At 72.4% G+C, this 19034-nt stretch carries 18 protein-coding genes; 13 read left to right on the forward strand and 5 right to left on the reverse strand.

Translation table 11 applies throughout. The features are described from left to right. Positions 1-199 precede the first annotated feature (199 nt). The 9 genes from IE242_RS32790 (at position 200) to IE242_RS32830 (ending at position 12713) form a co-directional block, all read left to right on the forward strand. Positions 200-2248, forward strand: coding sequence for an APC family permease (locus tag IE242_RS32790; RefSeq protein ID WP_189865907.1), 2049 nt, complete (start codon positions 200-202; stop codon positions 2246-2248). A gap of 67 nt (positions 2249-2315) precedes the next feature. After that, on the forward strand, positions 2316-3644 hold the full coding sequence (locus tag IE242_RS32795; RefSeq protein WP_189865909.1) for a class I SAM-dependent RNA methyltransferase: 1329 nt from the start codon (positions 2316-2318) through the stop codon (positions 3642-3644). Between the two features lie 157 nt (positions 3645-3801). Beyond that, positions 3802-4632: a helix-turn-helix domain-containing protein gene (locus IE242_RS32800; protein ID WP_229859742.1), complete on the forward strand. Its 831-nt coding sequence runs from the start codon at positions 3802-3804 to the stop codon at positions 4630-4632. 244 nt (positions 4633-4876) lie between these two features. Beyond that, positions 4877-5740 (forward strand): ABC transporter ATP-binding protein, encoded by an 864-nt coding sequence (locus tag IE242_RS32805; protein WP_189865910.1) that lies wholly within the window; start codon positions 4877-4879, stop codon positions 5738-5740. Between the two features lie 143 nt (positions 5741-5883). Next, positions 5884-6951, forward strand: a complete 1068-nt coding sequence (locus tag IE242_RS32810; protein ID WP_189865912.1) for an ABC transporter substrate-binding protein — start codon at positions 5884-5886, stop codon at positions 6949-6951. Between the two features lie 50 nt (positions 6952-7001). Beyond that, positions 7002-9104, forward strand: a complete 2103-nt coding sequence (locus tag IE242_RS32815) for an iron ABC transporter permease (protein WP_189865968.1) — start codon at positions 7002-7004, stop codon at positions 9102-9104. A gap of 42 nt (positions 9105-9146) precedes the next feature. Further along, the gene (locus tag IE242_RS32820; RefSeq protein ID WP_189865914.1) at positions 9147-10274 is read left to right on the forward strand and encodes a peptidase C39 family protein; all 1128 of its coding nucleotides are present in this window, start codon (positions 9147-9149) and stop codon (positions 10272-10274) included. A gap of 377 nt (positions 10275-10651) precedes the next feature. After that, the gene (locus IE242_RS32825) at positions 10652-11773 is read left to right on the forward strand and encodes an acetate/propionate family kinase (RefSeq protein ID WP_189865915.1); all 1122 of its coding nucleotides are present in this window, start codon (positions 10652-10654) and stop codon (positions 11771-11773) included. A gap of 13 nt (positions 11774-11786) precedes the next feature. Continuing rightward, on the forward strand, positions 11787-12713 hold the full coding sequence (locus tag IE242_RS32830) for an NAD(P)-dependent oxidoreductase (protein WP_189865917.1): 927 nt from the start codon (positions 11787-11789) through the stop codon (positions 12711-12713). 3 nt (positions 12714-12716) lie between these two features. Here the strand turns inward: IE242_RS32830 and IE242_RS38715 are convergent, their stop codons facing one another. Further along, positions 12717-12839 carry a hypothetical protein gene (locus IE242_RS38715; RefSeq protein WP_268249519.1) on the reverse strand — a complete coding sequence of 41 codons (123 nt, stop codon included), beginning with the start codon at positions 12837-12839 and terminating at the stop codon, positions 12717-12719. 376 nt (positions 12840-13215) lie between these two features. On the opposite strand from IE242_RS38715, the gene IE242_RS32840 reads away from it, so the two are divergent. Further along, the gene (locus tag IE242_RS32840) at positions 13216-13578 is read left to right on the forward strand and encodes an STAS domain-containing protein (RefSeq protein WP_189865919.1); all 363 of its coding nucleotides are present in this window, start codon (positions 13216-13218) and stop codon (positions 13576-13578) included. Between the two features lie 22 nt (positions 13579-13600). Here IE242_RS32840 and IE242_RS32845 read toward each other — a convergent pair whose 3' ends face one another. The 4 genes from IE242_RS32845 to IE242_RS32860 all read right to left on the reverse strand — a co-directional run bounded on the left by IE242_RS32845 (position 13601) and on the right by IE242_RS32860 (position 16247). Further along, positions 13601-13795: a hypothetical protein gene (locus IE242_RS32845; protein ID WP_189865921.1), complete on the reverse strand. Its 195-nt coding sequence runs from the start codon at positions 13793-13795 to the stop codon at positions 13601-13603. A gap of 171 nt (positions 13796-13966) precedes the next feature. Then, complete coding sequence (locus tag IE242_RS32850) at positions 13967-14281, reverse strand: hypothetical protein (RefSeq protein ID WP_229859743.1); 315 nt, start codon at positions 14279-14281, stop codon at positions 13967-13969. Positions 14282-14666: 385 nt separating this feature from the next. Then, entirely contained in the window at positions 14667-15272 is a 606-nt protein-coding gene (gene wrbA, locus IE242_RS32855) for an NAD(P)H:quinone oxidoreductase (protein WP_189865923.1), read from the reverse strand. 525 nt (positions 15273-15797) lie between these two features. Next, on the reverse strand, positions 15798-16247 hold the full coding sequence (locus IE242_RS32860; RefSeq protein WP_229859744.1) for a TetR/AcrR family transcriptional regulator: 450 nt from the start codon (positions 16245-16247) through the stop codon (positions 15798-15800). A 299-nt stretch (positions 16248-16546) separates the two neighbouring features. Here IE242_RS32860 and IE242_RS32865 point away from each other — a divergent pair, with 299 nt between their 5' ends. The 3 genes from IE242_RS32865 (at position 16547) to IE242_RS32875 (ending at position 18933) form a co-directional block, all read left to right on the forward strand. Further along, positions 16547-16936 carry a cell division protein SepF gene (locus IE242_RS32865; RefSeq protein WP_189865925.1) on the forward strand — a complete coding sequence of 130 codons (390 nt, stop codon included), beginning with the start codon at positions 16547-16549 and terminating at the stop codon, positions 16934-16936. 311 nt (positions 16937-17247) lie between these two features. Continuing rightward, positions 17248-18540: an AAA family ATPase gene (locus IE242_RS32870; protein WP_189865927.1), complete on the forward strand. Its 1293-nt coding sequence runs from the start codon at positions 17248-17250 to the stop codon at positions 18538-18540. Between the two features lie 63 nt (positions 18541-18603). Continuing rightward, the gene (locus IE242_RS32875; protein ID WP_189865929.1) at positions 18604-18933 is read left to right on the forward strand and encodes a nucleotide pyrophosphohydrolase; all 330 of its coding nucleotides are present in this window, start codon (positions 18604-18606) and stop codon (positions 18931-18933) included. Positions 18934-19034 lie beyond the last annotated feature (101 nt).

Below are 19034 nucleotides of genomic sequence, written 5' to 3' on the forward strand. Positions count from 1 at the left end.
GGCGGAAGAAAAGGTTTCGCCATGCGCAAGGAAAGGTTTTGTCATATAGACACGTCCGTACGGTGCGCGACGGAATCCGCAGCTCGCCCGGTGCCCCAATTCACCCGGAGGGCAGACGGGTGCGCCGCAGCGCCCGGACGGCGAACCACGCCCGGGCGAGGGTGGGCGCTCCGCGCCCCGACGGCTTACGATCCTCTGCGTGTCCAAACTGACCGACGTGCCCAAACGGATCCTGATCGGGCGCGCACTGCGCAGTGACCGGCTCGGGGAGACCCTGCTGCCGAAGCGCATCGCACTCCCCGTCTTCGCCTCCGACCCGCTCTCCTCCGTGGCCTACGCCCCGGGGGAGGTGTTGCTGGTCCTGTCCATCGCGGGCGTGTCGGCGTACAGCTTCAGCCCCTGGATCGCGGTCGCGGTCGTCGTGCTGATGTTCACCGTGGTGGCCTCCTACCGGCAGAACGTGCACGCCTACCCCAGCGGCGGCGGCGACTACGAGGTGGCGAACACCAACCTCGGCCCCCGGGCCGGCCTCACCGTCGCGAGCGCCCTGCTCGTGGACTACGTCCTGACCGTCGCCGTGTCGATCTCCTCCGGCGTGGAGAACCTCGGCTCGGCCATCCCCTTCGTCGTCGAGCACAAGGTGCTCTGCGCGGTCGGCATCATCGTGCTGCTCACGCTGATGAACCTGCGCGGGGTGAAGGAGTCCGGGAAGCTCTTCGCGATCCCGACGTACGTGTTCGTCGTCGGCGTCTTCGCCATGATCGCCTGGGGTGCCTTCCGCGGTCTCGTCCTCGACGACACCATGCGCGCCCCGACCGCCGATCTGCACATCGAGCCCGAGCACCAGGGACTCGCCGGCTTCGCCCTGGTCTTCCTGCTGCTGCGGGCCTTCTCCTCCGGCTGTGCCGCGCTCACCGGCGTCGAGGCGATCTCCAACGGCGTGCCCGCCTTCCGCAAGCCCAAGTCGCGCAACGCGGCGACGACGCTGGCGCTGATGGGCGGCCTCGCCGTCACCATGTTCTGCGGCATCATCGGCCTGGCCATGGCGACCGACGTCCGCATGGCCGAGAACCCCGCGCACGACCTGCTCCGCGACGGCGTCCCGGTCGGTGACGGCTATGTCCAGAACCCGGTGATCTCGCAGGTCGCGGCCGCGGTCTTCGGTGACGGCACGTTCTTCTTCGTCGTCCTGGCCGCCGCCACCGCGCTGGTCCTGTTCCTCGCGGCCAACACCGCGTACAACGGCTTCCCGCTGCTCGGCTCGATCCTCGCCCAGGACCGCTATCTGCCGCGCCAGCTGCACACCCGCGGCGACCGGCTCGCCTTCTCCAACGGCATCGTGCTGCTCGCGGGCGCGGCCGTACTGCTGGTGTGGATCTACGGCGCCGACTCCACGCGCCTGATCCAGCTCTACATCGTGGGCGTCTTCGTCTCCTTCACCCTCAGCCAGACCGGCATGGTGCGGCACTGGAACCGCCACCTGGCCGTCGAGAAGGACCCGGCCAAGCGGCGCCACATGGTCCGCTCCCGCGCCATCAACGCCTTCGGCGCCTTCTTCACGGCGCTGGTCCTGGTCGTCGTCCTCGTCACCAAGTTCACGCACGGCGCGTGGGTGGCCCTGCTCGGCATGGTGATCTTCTACGCGACGATGTCGGCGATCCGCCGGCACTACGACCGGGTGGCCGACGAGATCGCGGCGCCGGAGGAGGCGGAGGACGACGTCGTACGGCCCTCGCGCGTGCACTCGGTGGTCCTGATCTCCAAGATCCACCGCCCCACCCTGCGCGCCCTGTCCTACGCCAAGCTGATGCGCTCGCACACCCTGGAGGCGCTCAGCGTCAACGTCGACCCGGCCGAGACCAAGGCGCTCCGGGAGGAGTGGAACCGGCGCGGCATCGACGTACCGCTGAAGGTCCTCGACTCGCCGTACCGCGAGATCACGCGGCCCGTCATCGAATACGTCAAGAGCCTGCGCCGGGAGTCCCCGCGCGACGTGGTGTCCGTGATCATCCCCGAGTATGTGGTCGGCCACTGGTACGAGCACCTGCTGCACAACCAGAGCGCGCTGCGCCTCAAGGGCCGGCTGCTGTTCACCCCGGGTGTGATGGTCACCTCGGTGCCGTACCAGCTGGAGTCCTCCGAGGCGGCGAAGCGCCGGGCGCGCAGGCGGCAGGAGTGGAGCGCACCGGGCGCGGTGCGGCGCGGTCCGGCTCCCCGCCGGGACAAGGAGTCCTCCTCGGCCCCGTAGACTGGTGGGCTGTTGTCCGGCCGCTCGGCATCTCGCACCCCACGATCACCCCACGGAGTCACCCACCATGCAGGCAGAACCGAAGAAATCGCTGGTGGGGGAGGAGTACGAGGTCGAGATCGGCCCCGTCGCCCACGGCGGCCACTGCATCGCCCGCACGGACGAGGGACAGGTCCTGTTCGTCCGGCACGCGCTGCCCGGTGAGCGGGTCGTCGCACGGGTGACGGAGGGCGAGGAGGGCGCACGGTTCCTGCGCGCCGACGCGGTCGAGATCCTGGACGCCTCCAAGGACCGCATCGAGGCACCCTGCCCGTTCGCCGGGCCGGGCCGCTGCGGCGGCTGCGACTGGCAGCACGCCAAGCCGGGCGCCCAGCGGCGGCTCAAGGGCGAGGTCGTCGCCGAGCAGCTGAAGCGGCTCGCGGGCCTCACGCCCGAGGAGGCCGGCTGGGACGGCACGGTGATGCCGGCCGAGGGCGACAAGGTCCCGGCGGGCCAGGTCCCGTCCTGGCGCACGCGCGTGCAGTACGCGATCACCCCCGACGGCCGTGCGGGCCTGCGCCGCCACCGCTCGCACGAGGTCGAGCCGATCGACCACTGCATGATCGCCGCCGAGGGCGTCAGCGAGCTGGGCATCGAGACCCGCGACTGGACCGGCATGGAGTCGGTCGAGGCGATCGCGGCGACGGGTTCGCAGGACCGCCAGGTGATCCTGACCCCGAGGCCGGGTGCGCGCCTGCCGATCGTGGAGCTGGACCGTCCGGTCTCGGTGATGCGCGTCGGCGAGAAGGACGGCGGGGTCCACCGCGTCCACGGCCGCCCCTTCGTCCGCGAGCGCGCGGACGACCGTACGTACCGTGTCGGCTCCGGCGGCTTCTGGCAGGTCCACCCGAAGGCGGCGGACACGCTGGTGAAGGCGGTCATGCAGGGCCTGCTGCCGCGCAAGGGCGAGACGGCCCTCGACCTGTACTGCGGCGTGGGCCTCTTCGCGGGCGCCCTCGCCGACCGCGTCGGCGACAAGGGCGCGGTCCTCGGCATCGAGTCCGGCAAGCGCGCGGTGGAGGACGCCCGGCACAACCTCGCCGGCTTCGAGCGGATCCGTATCGAGCAGGGCAAGGTCGAGGCCGTGCTGCCGCGGACGGGTATCACCGAGGTGGACCTGGTGGTGCTGGACCCGCCGCGCGCGGGCGCGGGGCGGAAGACAGTGGAGCACCTGTCGTCGCTGGGCGCGCGGCGGATCGCGTACGTGGCCTGCGACCCGGCGGCGCTGGCGCGGGATCTGGGGTACTTCCGGGACGGGGGGTACCGGGTGCGGACGCTGCGGGTGTTCGATCTGTTCCCGATGACGCATCACGTGGAATGTGTGGCGATCCTGGAGCCGCTCGCCAAGGGCGCCTGAGCCGCTGTTCCTTTGACTCTCCTCGCACATCGGCCCCGTTCAGGGCCATGTGACGCCTTCCTGGTGGCGCCTTCCTCGCCGCACCGCTCGCCGGTTCCTCGCGGACGAGGGGCCCGGGCGGCCGGTGCGGGTCCCGGCCCTGGATAGACTCGTCCGCATGGTCCGATCGTCCCCCGGTGAGGCGACCCCCGGGATGTGGCGGCGCGAGGCGGGCACCGTGGTGCGCCGGGCCGTGGCGCTCCCGGAGCAGGCGGTGGGCCCTTCCGCCATCGTCGCCGGGTTCCGGATCCCCAGCGTTCCCACGGAGTGGGCACCGCACTCGCACCCCTCGCACGAGCTCGTCTGGGTACGCGGGGGAACGCTGACGTCCCGGGTGGCGGACCGCGTCTTCACCGTGTCCGAGGGGCACGGGCTGTGGATGCCCGCCGGAGTGGTGCACGGGGGCCGGGTGACGGCGGGTGCGGAATTCCACGACGCCTTCTTCGCTCCCGACCGCACGTCGTTCGCGTTCGCGTCAGGGGAACCGACAGCGATCGCGATGACGCCGTTGCTCGAGTCGCTGTTGACCCATCTGTCCCGCACGGATCTCGACGCGGCGGCCAGGGCACGGGCGGAGTCGGTCGTGTTCGACGTGCTCCAGCCGTCGGAACGCCAGTTCGCGTTGCCGTTGCCCAGTGACGTCCGGATCGACGCGATCGTCGAAGCCCTGCTGGCCGACCCCGCCGACTCCCGCTCGCTGGAGGAGTGGGCCCGGTGGCTGGGGATCAGCGACCGCACGATCACCCGCGCGTTCCGTCACGCGACAGGTCTCTCCTTCGCACAGTGGCGGCAGATGCTGCGCGTGCACCGGGCGCTGACGCTCCTCTCCGAGGGCTTCGACGTGACGACGGTCTCCGAGACGCTCGGCTACGCACAGCCCAGCACCTTCATCACCGCCTTCCGGCGGGTCATGGGAACCACCCCGGGCGCGTTCTTCGACGCGGCCTGACGGCGCCCGCGGGGCTGTCCGACGGCTCCCCGGTGCTGTCCGGAATCCCGTATCGCGTGTCCAGAACTCCTGATTGTCGACATGGCGAGCGGAATATAACCTTCTCGGAGTTAGGTAACCCTTCCCTTAGTTGGTGCTTGCCGCGAAGCGTGCTTCCCGTGCGTGGGAGAGCTCGCGGCCCGGCCGGTGAAGGCCGGACGGAGGGTGCCGCAGTCCTTGCCCCTCCGACCACCCGGACCCATCGATGTTCACAAGCCCCTTCCGGCGCACCGGCCACCCGGTGGCCGGCCCCGCCGTGCCGGTGGCCGCCCTCAACGGGCACGACCTGGTACTGCGGTACGGCGGCAAGCCGGTCGTCCACGGCGTCTCGCTCGGCCTTGAACCCGGCCGCGCGACCGCCCTGGTGGGGCCGAACGGCAGCGGCAAGTCCACGCTGCTGCGTGCGCTCTCCCGACTGCACCGGGTGGACGGCGGCCGGGTGACGCTCGGCGCCCCCGACGGACAGCCAGAGCGTGACGCGGCCCTGCTCAGCGCCCGTCAGTTCGCCCGCGAGGTCACGCTGTTCTCCCAGTCGAGGCCGGCGCCCCAAGGCCTGACGGTCTCGGAGGTCGTGGCGTTCGGACGCCACCCCTACCGGCGTGGCTTCGCGGGACCGACCGCCGAGGACCGGGCCGCCGTCGACCACGCCATGGGCGTCACCGGTGTGCGGGACATGGCCGGCCGGCCGGTCGGGGAACTCTCCGGCGGGGAGATGCAGCGTGTCTGGCTCGCGGCCTGCCTGGCCCAGGACACCGGCGTCGTACTGCTTGACGAACCGACCAACCACCTGGACCTGCGCTACCAGATCGAGACGCTCGACCTGGTGCGCGATCTCGTCGAGGAGCACGGCATCGCGGTCGGGATCGTGCTGCACGACCTCGACCAGGCATCCCGCGTCGCGGACACGATCGTCCTGATGTGCTCCGGCCGCGTGCACGCGGCCGGAGCGCCCGCCGACGTCCTCACCGCCGAGAACATCGGCGAGGTCTACGACATCCGTGTCGAGGTCAGCGTCGATCCGCGCACGGGCCGTCTCCGTATCGACCCACTCGGGCGGCACCCCGCCTGAAGCGGCACATCCGCCGCTCCGGCACATCGGCCGCTCCAACGCATCGCGAGCGCGTCGCACGTGCGTCGCAAGCACAGCACAGCACAGCACAGCACAGCACAGCACATCGCAAGCACAGCACATCGCAAGAAAGAGGACCCTTCATGAACCGTGCCCGTCGTCTGGCGGCCTCAGCCTCCACAGGGCTCGTCCTCCTCGCCGCAACGGCCTGCGGCACGACCGACGTCGACAAGGCCGAGGCCAGCAGCAGCAGTGCCAGTGCGTCGCCCGCGTCGAAGGACTGCGCCCAGGACACCACGGCCACCTCGACGAAGCCGGTCTCCTTCAAGGACGGCGTCGGCCGGCAGGTGAAGCTCGACAAGCCCGCCGAACGGATCGCGGTCCTGGAGTGGCAGCAGATCGAGGACGCGCTGACCCTGTGCGTCACCCCCACCGCGGTCGCCGACCCGAAGGGATACCGCACCTGGGTCAGCGCCGAGAAGCTGCCCGACGGGGTGACCGACATCGGCACCCGTGAGGAGCCCGACCTCGACACCCTCTACGCGGCCAAGCCCGACCTCGTCATCGTGGAGGCGTTCGACGCCGATGACGAGATGATCGCGAAGCTGGAGAAGAGGGGCGTCCCCGTGATGGCCACGCGGGGCGCGGACCCGAAGGACCCGATCGGGAACATGCGGGACGTCTTCAGCATGATCGGCGAGGCGACGGGGCGCACCGAGCGGGCCGACCAGGTGCTCAAGGAGTTCGACGAGCACCTCGCGACGGCGAAGCAGAAGGTCACCGACGCCGATCTGCCGACGAAGGACTTCCTGTTCTTCGACGGATGGCTGCAGGGAGGCAACCTCACCGTCCGCCCCTACAGCGACGGCGCCCTGTTCACCGAGATCGGCAAGGAACTCGGCATGAACCCCGCGTGGACCGACGACGTCAACAAGGACCACGGGGACGGGGGCGTCGACCCCTCCTACGGCCTCGCGCAGACCGACGTCGAGGGCCTCACCGCGGTGGGGGACGCCAACCTCTTCTACGCCAACGACGAAGGGGCCGGCGGGTACGTCGCGGCGCTGGAGAAGAACCCGATCTGGAAGTCCCTCCCGGCCGTGAAGGAAGGCCGCGCGCACTCGTTCCCCGCGCGGGTGTGGGGCGCCGGCGGTCCGCGCTCCTGCGAGCAGGCGATCGACGCGTACGTCGACGTACTCGACAAGAAGTGAGCACAGCGCAGGACGTGAGCACAGCGCAGGACGTGAGCACAGGGCAGGACGTGAGCACAGTGCGGACATCGGCGCCCGGAGGGGAAACGCCGCCGCGCGCCGAGCGCGGCGGTGGCCCCACCGGGGTGGCCGTCCTGGCACTCCTCCTCGTCGTGACCGCCCTGGTGGGCATGTGGCACCTGACGCAGGGGACGTCGGGCGTCGGCGTCGGCGACCTGGTGCGGTATCTCGCCGGGGAACGGGAGAGCACGAACGGTGCGCCGGTCGGTGAGATCCTCACCGGCTCGCGCCTGCCGCGTCTGCTCGCGGGCGTGGCGGTGGGCTTCGCCCTCGGCTGTGCCGGAACGCTGCTCCAGTCCGTCACGCACAACGCGCTCGCCTCCCCCGACACCCTCGCGGTCACGGCCGGGTCCTACTTCACCCTCACGCTCGTCGCGGCCTTCGGCCTCACCGTCCCGCTGTGGGCGTCGGGCGCCGTCGCCTTCGCCGGTGGCCTGGTCGCGGCGGCGCTCGTGCTGCTCCTCGCGGGCCGGTCCGCGGGCACCGCGGGCACCCGCCTCATCCTCGCCGGATCGGCGACGGCGATGGCCCTGGACGCGGCGACCAGCACGCTCCTCATCCTGTTCAACCAGAACACGACCGGCCTCTACGCCTGGGGGAGCGGCTCGCTCGCGCAGCTCAACATCGACGCGTCGGTACGCGCCTACCCCGTCATGGCCGTGGTGCTGTGCGTCGCTCTGGCACTGTCCCGGCGGCTGGACGTGATGAACCTCGGCGACGACGCCGCGTCCACCCTGGGCGTGCCGATCCGGGCCACCCGCGTGACCGCCGTGCTCTGCGCGGTGCTCCTGACCAGCACGGCGGTGACCCTCGCGGGGCCGATCGCCTTCGTCGGCCTCGGCGCCCCCGTCCTGGCCCGCCTGATCGCGGGACGGGTCCGGGCGCTGCGCCGGCACCTCGTCCTGGTGCCCGCGGCCGGGCTGCTCGGCGCGCTGCTCATCCTGCTCGCGGACGCGGTCCTGCGCGCGGTGCAGGGTGCGGACGGGGCCGCCTCCATCCCCACCGGCGTGCCGACCGCGCTGCTCGGATCCGTCGTGATCGTGGTCCTCGCGCTGCGCCTCCGCGACACCGGCCAGGTCCGGCAACCACCGCGCGCGCGGGTCGCCGTACGGTCGCGCCGCGCGTTCCTCCTCGTCGTGCTCGGCGCGGTGACACTCCTGGCCGTGGCGGTCCTCGTGGCGGTCCTGGCGGGCAGCCTCTGGCTGCGGACAGGGGACATCGCGCTCTGGATCCAGGGCGCCGCCCCGGACCTGATCGGCCAGGCGCTCGACGACCGGGTCCCACGCGTGACCGCCGCGGTCCTCGCCGGCGCGGCGCTCGGACTGGCCGGATGCGTCGTGCAGAGCTCGGTCCGCAACCCGCTGGCGGAGCCGGGCGTGCTCGGCATCACGGCGGGCGCCGGGCTGGGCGCGGCGAGCGTCGTCACGTCGGGCCTGTCCGGCGGACAGCCCGTGCTCGTCGCGGTCGCGGTCGCGGCGGCGCTCGCCACGTTCGCGGTGATCGCCCTGCTGGCCTGGCGCGGCGGCTTCCTGCCCGACCGGTTCGTACTGATCGGCATCGGCTGCGGGTACGGCCTCACCTCCGTCACCACCTTCCTCCTGCTGCGCGCCGACCCGTACAACACACCCCGGATCTTCACCTGGCTCTCCGGCACGACCTACGGCCGCACACTGCCCGACGTCGTACCGGTCGCGGTGGCCCTGGCACTCGCGCTCCCCGTGCTGCTCGCGATGCGGGGCCGGCTCGACCTGCTCGCCGTCGACGAGGACACCCCCCGCATCGTCGGCGTCAGGGTGGAACGTACCCGCTTCGCCGCACTGGCGATCGCCGCGGTGCTCGCGGCGCTCAGCGTGGTCGCCGTCGGCGTCGTCGGCTTCGTGGGACTCGTCGCCCCGCACCTCGCCCGGTCACTGGTGGGCGCCCGGCACGCCCGCGCGATCCCGGTCGCGATGCTGCTCGGCGCACTGCTGGTCTGCGTGGCCGACGCCCTCGGCCGCACGGTCGTCGCACCCGCCCAGGTACCGGCGGGCCTCATGATCGCGCTGGTCGGCGCTCCGTACTTCGTGTGGGTGCTCCGGCAGTCCCGCGGGTGAATCACTGCCCCTCGTCCCCTCCGACCCGCCAGGAGCACCGAAATGCCGCCCCGACCGCCCCGACCGCCCCAACAGGAAACGCCCGTGAAGAGCATCGTCGTACCGTTCGAGTCCGCTACGTCGCCGACCCTGCTGAAGCGGCTCGGACACCTCGATGTGCCGGAGCGCTGGCACACGGCCGACCGCTCCGCCCACGTCCCGCACATCGTGGCCGTTCCGGGTGAGGAGGGGGACGACGGCGCGGACTGGACCGCCGCCGCTCTCGTGTCGGCACGCCCGCACACGGCCTATCTGAAGATCGTCGACGCCGTCGGTGACGTGCAGGCAGCCGTCGCGGCCGTCGTCGCCCACGCGCGCCGCCAGGGGCTCGCGCAGGTCAAGTGGGAAGGATGGACGGCGAGCCCCGAGGACGCCGCTGCCGCCGGCTTCACCTCGCTGTGTCCTCCGCTCGCGCAGGCGGAGGACGCGGCCGGGCCCGCGGCCGGGTACGTCCGCTGGCTGCACGACGAGGCGGTGACCGCGGTGACCGAACCCCCGTACTACGGGCAGACCACCCACTTCACCTGCGGCGCCGTCACGGCCCTGGTCGCGCAGGCGCACGCGGGGACGCTGCCGTGGGAGGCGCTCGACCGCGAGGCGGAGCTGACGCTGTGGCGGGACGCGACCAACTTCCTCGCGTGCGAGCCCGTCGGGCTGGGCGTCGCCGTGCGGCGAGCGTGGCCGTCGTCCCCCGTCACGGTCCACCTCGACGTGGACCGGCCCGTCCTGCTCGACCACCTCCCGGAGAACGAGCAGGAGTGGCGTGCCGTGCTCCAGCGCGCGTCGCGTACGGAGGCCGGACGGACCGGCGTCCCGATCGACCCGGACCACCTCCCGATGACCGCGATCCGGAGCGCGATCGGCCGAGGGGAGCACGTGCTGCTCCTGGTCTCGCTCGCCGGGATGCAGGGGTTCGACGTGCCGCACTGGGTGCTCTGCCACGGCACCGTACCCGGCGCCGTCGTGATCGAGGACCCGTGGGCCAACGCGGCCACGGGGGACACCTGGGTCGACGCCCATCTGCTGCCTGTCCCCGACCCGTCGCTCGACACGATGGCGACCGTCTCGGCGGATCCCTTCCGCGGTGCCGTGATCATCGGCCGCCCGCAGCGGGGCGGTGCGTCCCGGTAGTCGTGCTGGTGGTCGTGACGCTCGTATGACGCTCTACCGCTTGTTCCGCTCCTGCGGGGAGCCGGCACCGAGGGTCGCGCCGGGGGAAGGTCTTCGTACGCGTCCGGCCGGCTCAGTCCCCTGTGCAGGGTGACGCTCATGCCGATCAGCGGCCCGTGCCCGCCGGTGAGGAAGCGTATGCCTCCGTCGCGCGTGATCAACGGCGGCGGGGGATGACCGGCGTTCGGCCGGAGCAGCGAAGCGACCCGTACCACGAACGGCCGTTCACCTCGCGCCGCTGCTCCCTCGACACACGAGCATGGGTCCGTACCCACCGGCTGACCCACCCTTCGGAACGATTCCCACGGGGCGGCCCCGGACCGCCGGAGAGGAGCGACGTGTCGGCGGAGAGCAACGGCCCGGTCCTGGTGGCCGACGCGGGATCGTCGAGCCTGCGCCTGACCGTGTTCGGTGACGACGGGAAGGTCCTCGCCGAACACCGCGGCGACTCCCCGCCCGGTGACGACACCTCAGGCCGGCTGCGGGGGCTGCTGGACGAAGCGCCCACTGTCGCGGCCGTCGGTCACCGCATCGTCCACGGCGGACCGGAGCTGCTCCGGCACACGGTGGTCGACGACGAGGTCCGCGCCCGGCTGGACCGGGTGGCCGGCCTGGCACCGCTGCACGTTCCGCCGGCGCTCACCGTCCTGGACGCGGCCCGGGACCTGCTGCCCGGCGTACCGCACGTCGCCTGCTTCGACACCGTCTTCCACACCGGCCTGCCCGCCGCCGCCCGGGAGTACGCGGTGCCGGCCGCGTGGCGCGAGGAGTACGGGCTGCGCCGCTACGGCTTCCACGGGCTGTCGTACGCCTGGGCGCTCGGGCGGACAGCCGAGCTCCTCGGCCGCCCGCCCGGCCGACTTCACCTCGTCATCGCCCACCTCGGTGGCGGTTGCTCCGCCTGCGCCGTGCGCGACGGGCGCAGTGTCGACACGACGATGGGACTGACGCCGCTGGAGGGGCTGGTGATGAGCCACCGCAGCGGCACCGTCGACCCCGGCGCCCTGACGTGGCTGCAGACCAGGCACGGCCTGTCCGCGCACGACATCGAGGAGGCGCTGAACCACGAGGCGGGACTGCTCGCCCTGTCCGGCACCTCGGACGACACGCGTGACCTCGTCCGCGGCCGGGGCGCGGGGGACGAGCGTGCCGCGCTCGCCCTGGACGTCTTCACCCATCACTGCCGTCGGGGCATCGGCGCGATGGCCGCGTCCCTCGACCGGCTCGACGCCCTGGTCTTCACCGGGGAGATCGGCGAGGACCAGCCCGAGGTGCGCGAGGAGGTGTGCGCCCGGCTGCCCGCCCTCGGCCTCGCGGGCGGCCTGCGTGCGATCGTCGCCGACCGTCCTGAGATCGTCAGCGAGCCCGGGGCGCGGGTACCGGTCGTCGTCGTACCCACCGGAGAGGCTCAGCAGGTCGACCGTGAGACGCGGGCCCTCCTCGTCCGCCGCCGCACTTGAATAGGGTGACGTCATGACCGACAAGTTGACCGTGAGTGTTCTCGGCACCGGCATCATGGGCGCCGCCATGGCCCGCAATCTCGCCCGTGCCGGACACGCCGTCCGTGTCTGGAACCGCAGCCGGGACAAGGCGGAGCCGCTGGCCGCCGACGGCGTGCGGGTCGCCGGTACGCCCGCCGAGGCCGTCGAGGACGCCGACGTCGTCCTGACGATGCTGTACGACGGCCCGGCGGCCCTGGACGTGATGCGGCAGGCCGCCCCCGCCCTGCGCCCCGGTACCGCCTGGGTGCAGTCCACCACCGCCGGCACCGAGGCGATCGTCGACCTGGCCGCCTTCGCCCGCGAACACGGACTCGTCTTCTACGACGCCCCGGTGCTCGGCACCCGCGAGCCCGCGGAGGCCGGACAGCTGCTGGTGCTGGCCGCCGGTCCCGAGGAGGGCCGGAAGGCGGTCCGCCCCGTGTTCGACGCGGTCGGTGCGCGCACCGTCTGGACCGGCGAGGACGGTGCGGCAGGCAGCGCGACCCGGCTGAAGCTGGTCGCCAACAGCTGGGTCCTCGCGGCCACCGCGGCGACCGGTGAGGTCCTGGCGCTGGCCCGGGCGCTCGGTGTGGACCCGCGGCACTTCTTCGACGCCATCGCGGGCGGCCCGCTGGACATGGGCTATCTGCGCGCCAAGTCCGGGTTGGTTCTGGAGGACCGGCTCACTCCGCCCCAGTTCGCGGTGGCGACCGCCGCGAAGGACGCCCGGCTGATCGTGGAGGCGGGCGAGGAGAACGGGGTCCGCCTGGACGTGGCCGCCGCGACTGCCGAGCGCATGGAGCGCGCCGCCGCCCAGGGCCACGGCGACGAGGACATGGTCGCGGCGTACTTCGCGAGCTTCGACTCCGGCTCGGATGCCGGCTCCGGTTCCGGCTCCGGGTCCGGGTCCGGCGAGTAGTCGTCAGCCGGGAGAGCTGCCTCCGGTGCCCGCGTCGGGGGCGGTGCCCGCGTCGGCGAGTGCGTCGAGGACCAGGGGACCGGACGTGCCGTCGAGGGCCTCGGTGAGGCTGCCGATGTTGCTCATGTCTATCTCGCCGACGGCCGTCGGCCATCACCCGTGCCGATGACGCGCGTGGCCGTACCACGACGCGCGTGCCGCGATCCGCGCCCCCGACGACTCGCCCGCCCGGACCCGCTTGTGCGGTCCCCGTGAAGATGAGGCTCCGCTGCTTGAGAAGTGCCGGTGCCGTTACTTACGAGCTGTTGCGACTTCGTAGGACAAGTCAGCAGCTTGGGGAACCCGGCAGGCAGGGCAGGAAGGCGGACCGCACGGCGACGGCGTGCGCACTCCGGACCGCGCAGCGTCAAGGCCGAGCGCCCCGGGGGCCGTTGGACGACACCGCTGCCGCGACGCGTCCCGCGTGCTCCGCCCCGTACCGGCCCGCCGCACAGGAGTCACGGTGACCGAGGTAGAGGGCGCTCCGGCCATTGCACGACAGCCCCACCCCACGGGGCCCGTCGTACTGCGCGTGGCGGGAGAGCTGGACCACTGCACCGCCCCCGGTCTCACCCGGGCCGTCGACGGGCTCCCGTTCGGCCCGGACACGCCTGTCGTCCTCGACCTGTCGGCACTGGACCACTGCGACTCCACGGGCCTGACCGTGATCATCACCGCGTACCACCGCGTGGAGGCCGTGGGTTCGTCGTTCTCCGTCGCGGGGCTCAACTCCGCTCTGGAGCGCATCCTCCGGGTCGTGGGGCTGGACCAGATCTTCACCCTGTACGCCAGTGCGGAGGAGGACGTCGACGCCTTGAACGGGTGACCGCATGTCCGGCCGTGAGAGCTCAGCTGCCCGGGCCCACGGCCGCACCGTCCGCTTGCTGCGGTTCCACCGCCCTCCCCGGTACCAGGACGGCCAGGGTGCTGCGCGCTTCGCGCCGCAGTGCGCGGTGCCGGGCGAAGGTCGCGGTCAGAGCGAGGATCGAGACCGTACCCCCGTAGAACACGGCAGCGATCGCGGAGAGGAGCCCGACCATCATCGGGCACGCACCTTTCTTCCCCCGTCCGGCCCGCCCGGCTCATGGCCCGGCGCGGGCGTTGATGCGTTTCCTCTTCACGATACGTACGCCGTCAACCCCCAACTTCCGAAGGGCGGCCCCACCAGCACCACCAGCACCACCGGCATCGGACACCACCTGCCGAGCCTCGCGTCAGGCGGCGGTGTCCCAGGTGGGCGTCGGTTCCTCGTCGGCGGCCCGGCGCAGGAGGCGCTTCTCGCGGATCCGCAGGGCCGCCCAGGTCAGGGCCCACACCGGGACGAGACACCAGGGGAGCGGCCACAGAACGCGCCACCAGGTGACGTCGGGGGCCAGCAGGGCTTCGGCGGCGGCGGTGAGCATGGCTCCGGCGAGGGTCCAGCACAGCAGGCGGCCTGCCCAGGCGGTGTACTGGCCGGCTCTTCGGACGCCTCCGCGATCCCCGTCGGCGCCACGGGCCTTCGGTGTGCGTCTGCGCGAACGCTTCATGGCTTCCATCCCCCATGGAACGGGCGGCGGCCGCGGGCTGCGGACACGCTCGCCGGACGTCAGAAGTGTGCATGGCGTGAAGGCATCGGCCCAGCGTGCCCGCGAGGGCGGCGTAGGTGAATGGTCAGCCTTCCGTGGTCACAGAGCGCACCAAAGGGCACAGAAACCGGCAGGATGTGCCCGGCAAGAGGTGCGTTTCGTATATTCCGGTCCGGCTGGAAATCGCCGACCAGAAGTCACGGAAGTCACGGAAGTCCCGGAAATTGCGGAAGTCACGGAATCAGGAATCACGGAAGCCACGGCTGAGTCTCGAGCGGATGCGGCACCGGACGGCCTCACCCCCAGCTTCCGCCGACGGGTGAGGCCGTCGTCACGGGGCGCCCGCTCAGCTGACCCGCAGCCGCTCCGCGATGTCCGCCAGATGTCGCCCCTGGTAGCGGGCCGCCTCCAGGGTGGGCCCGTCCGGGCCCTCCCCGCCGCCGCTGGGCCAGCTCGTGCCGTACGGGTTGCCGCCGGCGGCGTACAGGAGGGGGTCGGTGTAGCCGGGCGGGACGATCAGGCAGCCCCAGTGGTAGAAGACGTTGTTCAGGGCCAGCAGGGTGGACTCCTGGCCGCCGTGGCGGTTCATGGCGGAGGTGAAGCTCGTCGCGGGCTTGCTGCCGAAGACGCCCGCCTGCCAGAGTCCGCCGGCCTGGTCGATGAACTGCTTGAGCTGGGAGCTCACGTTGCCGAACCGGGTGGGCGTGCCGAACGCGTACGCCGTCGCCCACTCCAGATCCTCCAGAGTCGCCTCGGGCACCTGGTTCTTGGTGGCGTCCACGTGCGCGCGCCAGGCCGGATTGGCATCGATGGCGGAGTCCGGGGCCAGTTCCGGCACCCGGCGGAGCCGGACGTCCGCGTTGCGGGCGGAGGCGCCGGCCGCGACGGCCTCGGCCAGTTGGTGGACATTGCCGGTGGCGCTGTAGTAGATCACGGCGACACGAACACCCATGAGGGGCTCCCAGCTTCGGTGACGTTCGAGCTCCCACTGTTCCCAGGAACACCGCGGTCATGTCGTGTCGCACCGCCGTACGGTCGCACCGCCTCCCTCGGAGGCACCAACGTCCCACGGACGCCCGGCGCCGCCTGGGTGTTCGGGGGCAGCCGGCCGTCGGGTCCGGGACCCACGAGCCGTGGATCATCGCCGGAACCCGGCGCGGCAGGTGGACCGTGAGGGCCGGGGAGCGACAGGTCCGAGGCGCCGAGGACGAGCAGTCTCGAAGCGCGAGCAGACAGCCGCTGCCGATGCCGGGCGGTCTCGGTGAAAACCCGTGGACGGCCGGGGCGGCGGAGCAGCCGGGCCGGTCGGGGCGGCCGGACCGGTCGGGGCGGCCGGGGCGTCAGGCGGAACGGCGATGGGTTTCGTGAGACCTCCTGCACTCCCAAGTGCTAGATGTGATCGATCACTCACTCTCGCGCCCGGGAGAAGGGCGGCCATCGATCGTGAGTCGTCCGGCCGCCCTTCCCGGCGGGCTGGTCAGTAGTGCGTGATCCCCGCCGTGAGTGTGCGGGTCCAAGGGGCGGCCTCGCCGACCGCGTCGAGGGAGCTGAGCAGGTGGCACAGCAGGCCGACGGCGAAGAACTGTTGGACCTGCTCGTCGCTGCCGCCCGACGCGCCGCGGACGTACTCCACCGTGCGTGCGTACCCCGCCCGTACGGCCTCCCGGATCGCGGGCTCGGAGACCGCCGCGGCCTGGGCGTGCAGTTGGATCGGCATGAGGTCGTCGTCGCTGATCAGGCGGGCGTAGGCGGCGCCCATGGAATCGAGGACCTGCTGCGGTTCGCTCCCCGTCGCGTCGGCCGCCCCCTCCTCCAGCGCCGCTCCGACCCTGGTGAAGCAGTGCTCGACCACCGCGGTGGACAGTGCCTCCTTGTTCGGGAAGGGCCGGTAGGCGTACGCCTGCGAGATGCCGGCCGCTTTTGCCACCTCGGTGGTCGTCGTGCCGTAGTGGCCCCGCGCCGATGGACGCGCCGATGGCGGTGTGGAGCACCGTCGCCCGGCGTTGGCCCGCCGTGGGGAGCCGGCGTTGCCGTTCCTTCTATATATGAGTAATCAATCACTCACATCCTCCGGCTGCCAACGACCGGTCCCGCGCGCGTGGGGGCGTGTTCCGGTCGTTGTGCCGAGTGGGGGCGTAGCGGTCCGTGTCGCTGTTGGGCCGGACGGGTGACCTAGCGTAAGAATTGGCTGGTGCAGACTTTCAGTGCGACCCAGGGGGAGGGCCGGTGAACAGCCACGATGTCACCGACGAACAGTGGGAGGGGCTCGCCCAGGTCGTGCCGTTGCGGGGCCGGGACGCATGGCCGTCCGCGGTCGGCCACCGCTCGATCCCCGAGGCGGAGACCGCGTCGCGGCGCCGCTTCGTGGTCCTGCGGGTCAACGTGTTCGCCGACGCCCGCGATGTCGCCGAGACCCTGATGGCCGGGATACCGGTGTTGCTGGACCTGACGGGCGCCGAGGTCGAGGTGGCCAAGCGGGTGCTGGACTTCAGCACCGGCGTCGTCTTCGGCCTGGCGAGCGGGATGCATCGCGTCGACCGGAACGTGTTCCTGCTCACGCCGCCCGGCACCGAGGTGCGGGGGCTGATGGAGGAGGCCGGGGTGCCCGGCCTGTGACGCCGCGCGCGCTCGCTGGCGCGGCGCGCACGGCCGTCGTGCACACCGGCGGCCGTGCGTACGGCGATGGCGTGCGTACGGCGACGGCGTGTGCGTACGGCGATGGCGTGCGGCCGGTCCCAGGGGCGCGAAGCGTGACGGGTGTGCGGGTGGCGTGACCGTTGCGCGGGTGGGGTGACGGAAGCTGACGCTTCCGGGCCTTGGCGCGCCCGGATCCGACGCTCACCGGCTGCTCCGGACGATCCCCCGATCGTAGGAAGAGCGGGAGGGTGGAACGGTTCGTCCGGAGGACCGGCGCCTACCGTCCGCCCATGACCGTGTCGTCCCCGTCAACGTCCCACCCGAGTACCGCTGGTGGCCCCCGCCCTCGCCCCGGCTCCGGCCCCGGCCCCGACGCCGCCCCCCGTACGGATCCCGCACCCGGCTCCGCGGCACCGGCCACCGCGGCGCATCCGGACCGGCCCCGCCTCGTCGAACTGAGGCTCTCCGCCTTCGCCGGGCACCGCGGCGCGGTCTTCCCGCTGGAACCGCTGACCTTCTTCGCCGGGCGCAGCGGCAGCGGCAAGTCCACGGCGCTGTGGGCCTGCGAGGCGCTGGCCCGGCTCGGCGGCGGTGAGGAACTGGGGGAGGTCTTCCCGGAGCCGCTCGCGTGCGTGCCCCAGTGGGCCCGGCCCGACGCCCAGCGGCGCCGCGGCTTCCGTATCGGCTGTACGGCCGACGGCCCCGAGGGGCCGGTACGGCTCGACGTCGCCGTCCAGGCCGAGCCCGAACTGCGCGTCGTGGGCGAGCGGCTGTCCGGAAGCGGACGCGTCCTGCTGGAGACCGCCCTGCGCGACCCGAGCCGCCCCGTCGTCCAGGCGGCCTGGCACACCGCGGGGTCGTCGCCCGTCACCCGCGGCCCCCTCCCCGACGACCGGCTCGGCACGGCGTTGATGCCGCTGAGGGTGTCGGGCAGGACCGACGGCCAGCGCCGGGTGCTCGCCGCGGCCGAGCAGATGGTGGTCGCCCTGCGGTCCCTCTTCCCGTGCGACCCGCGGCCCGGGCGGATGCGCGCCCCGGCGCCGCTCGGTACCGGGCGGCTGCTGCGCGGCTGCGACAACCTCGCCGAGGTGCTGTGGCGTACGCGTACGGAGTGCGGCCGGCGGCACGCGCAGCTCGTCGCAGCGGTCCACGCCGGTTGCGCGGGCCCGGTCGCGGACGTTCTGGCCGAGCCGCTGGGTGACGGTACGGTGCGGGCCGTGCTGGACCGGGGCGACGGGATGCGCACGCCGCTGGCGATGCTCGGCGACGGCGAACTGCGGTACCTGGCCCTCGCCCTGGTGCTGCTGACCGGGCCGGGAGTGCTGGAGGTGGATGCGGTGGACGAGGTGCCGGCGGCGCTCCAGGGGCTGACCGTCCTGGCCGACGGTTTCGACTGCGCCCTGGACGCACGGCAGACGGGCGAACTGGTGCGGCTCGCGGCCCGTATGGGGCGGCGCGGGCACATCCGGCTGGTGGGCGCGGTGAGCGACGCGTCCGCCGCCGCAGGGCTGCGCGAGGTGCCCGGGGTGAGCGTGGTGGACCTGGGCGGACGCCGAGGCGGTTCCCGGCGGCCTCTGTCCTGAGCGGCCTCTGTCCTGAGCGGCCCCTGTCCTGACTGTCCGAGGCGGGTGGTACATCTGGGTCCCGTGACAGAACTGGACGTGGCGGCCCTGCAGCGACGGCTCGCCGACTTCGCGACGGCCCGCGACTGGCAGCGGTACCACACCCCCAAGAACCTCGTCGCCGCGCTGAGCGTCGAGGCGTCCGAACTCATGGAGATCTTCCAGTGGCTGACGCCGGAGGAGTCGGCGCGCGTCATGGAGGAGGCGGAGACGGCCCACCGTGTGACCGACGAAGTCGCCGATGTGCTCGCGTACTTGCTCCAGCTGTGCGAGGTGCTCGGCATCGACCCTCTCGCCGCGCTGGACGCCAAGATCGACCGCAACGAGCGCAGATTCCCCCGGCACATGCCCTGAGCAGGTGCCCGGGGGTGCTCGGCGGATGCCGGGCAGGTGCCCGGCAGGCGCGGAATGTCCGGGTTCTGGAAGCGGGCGCTTCGCTGTTCGTCACTCTCCGG

Origin of the sequence: Streptomyces poonensis (assembly GCF_014650915.1) — a bacterium.
GTDB classification, from domain to species: Bacteria; Actinomycetota; Actinomycetes; order Streptomycetales; family Streptomycetaceae; genus Streptomyces; species Streptomyces poonensis.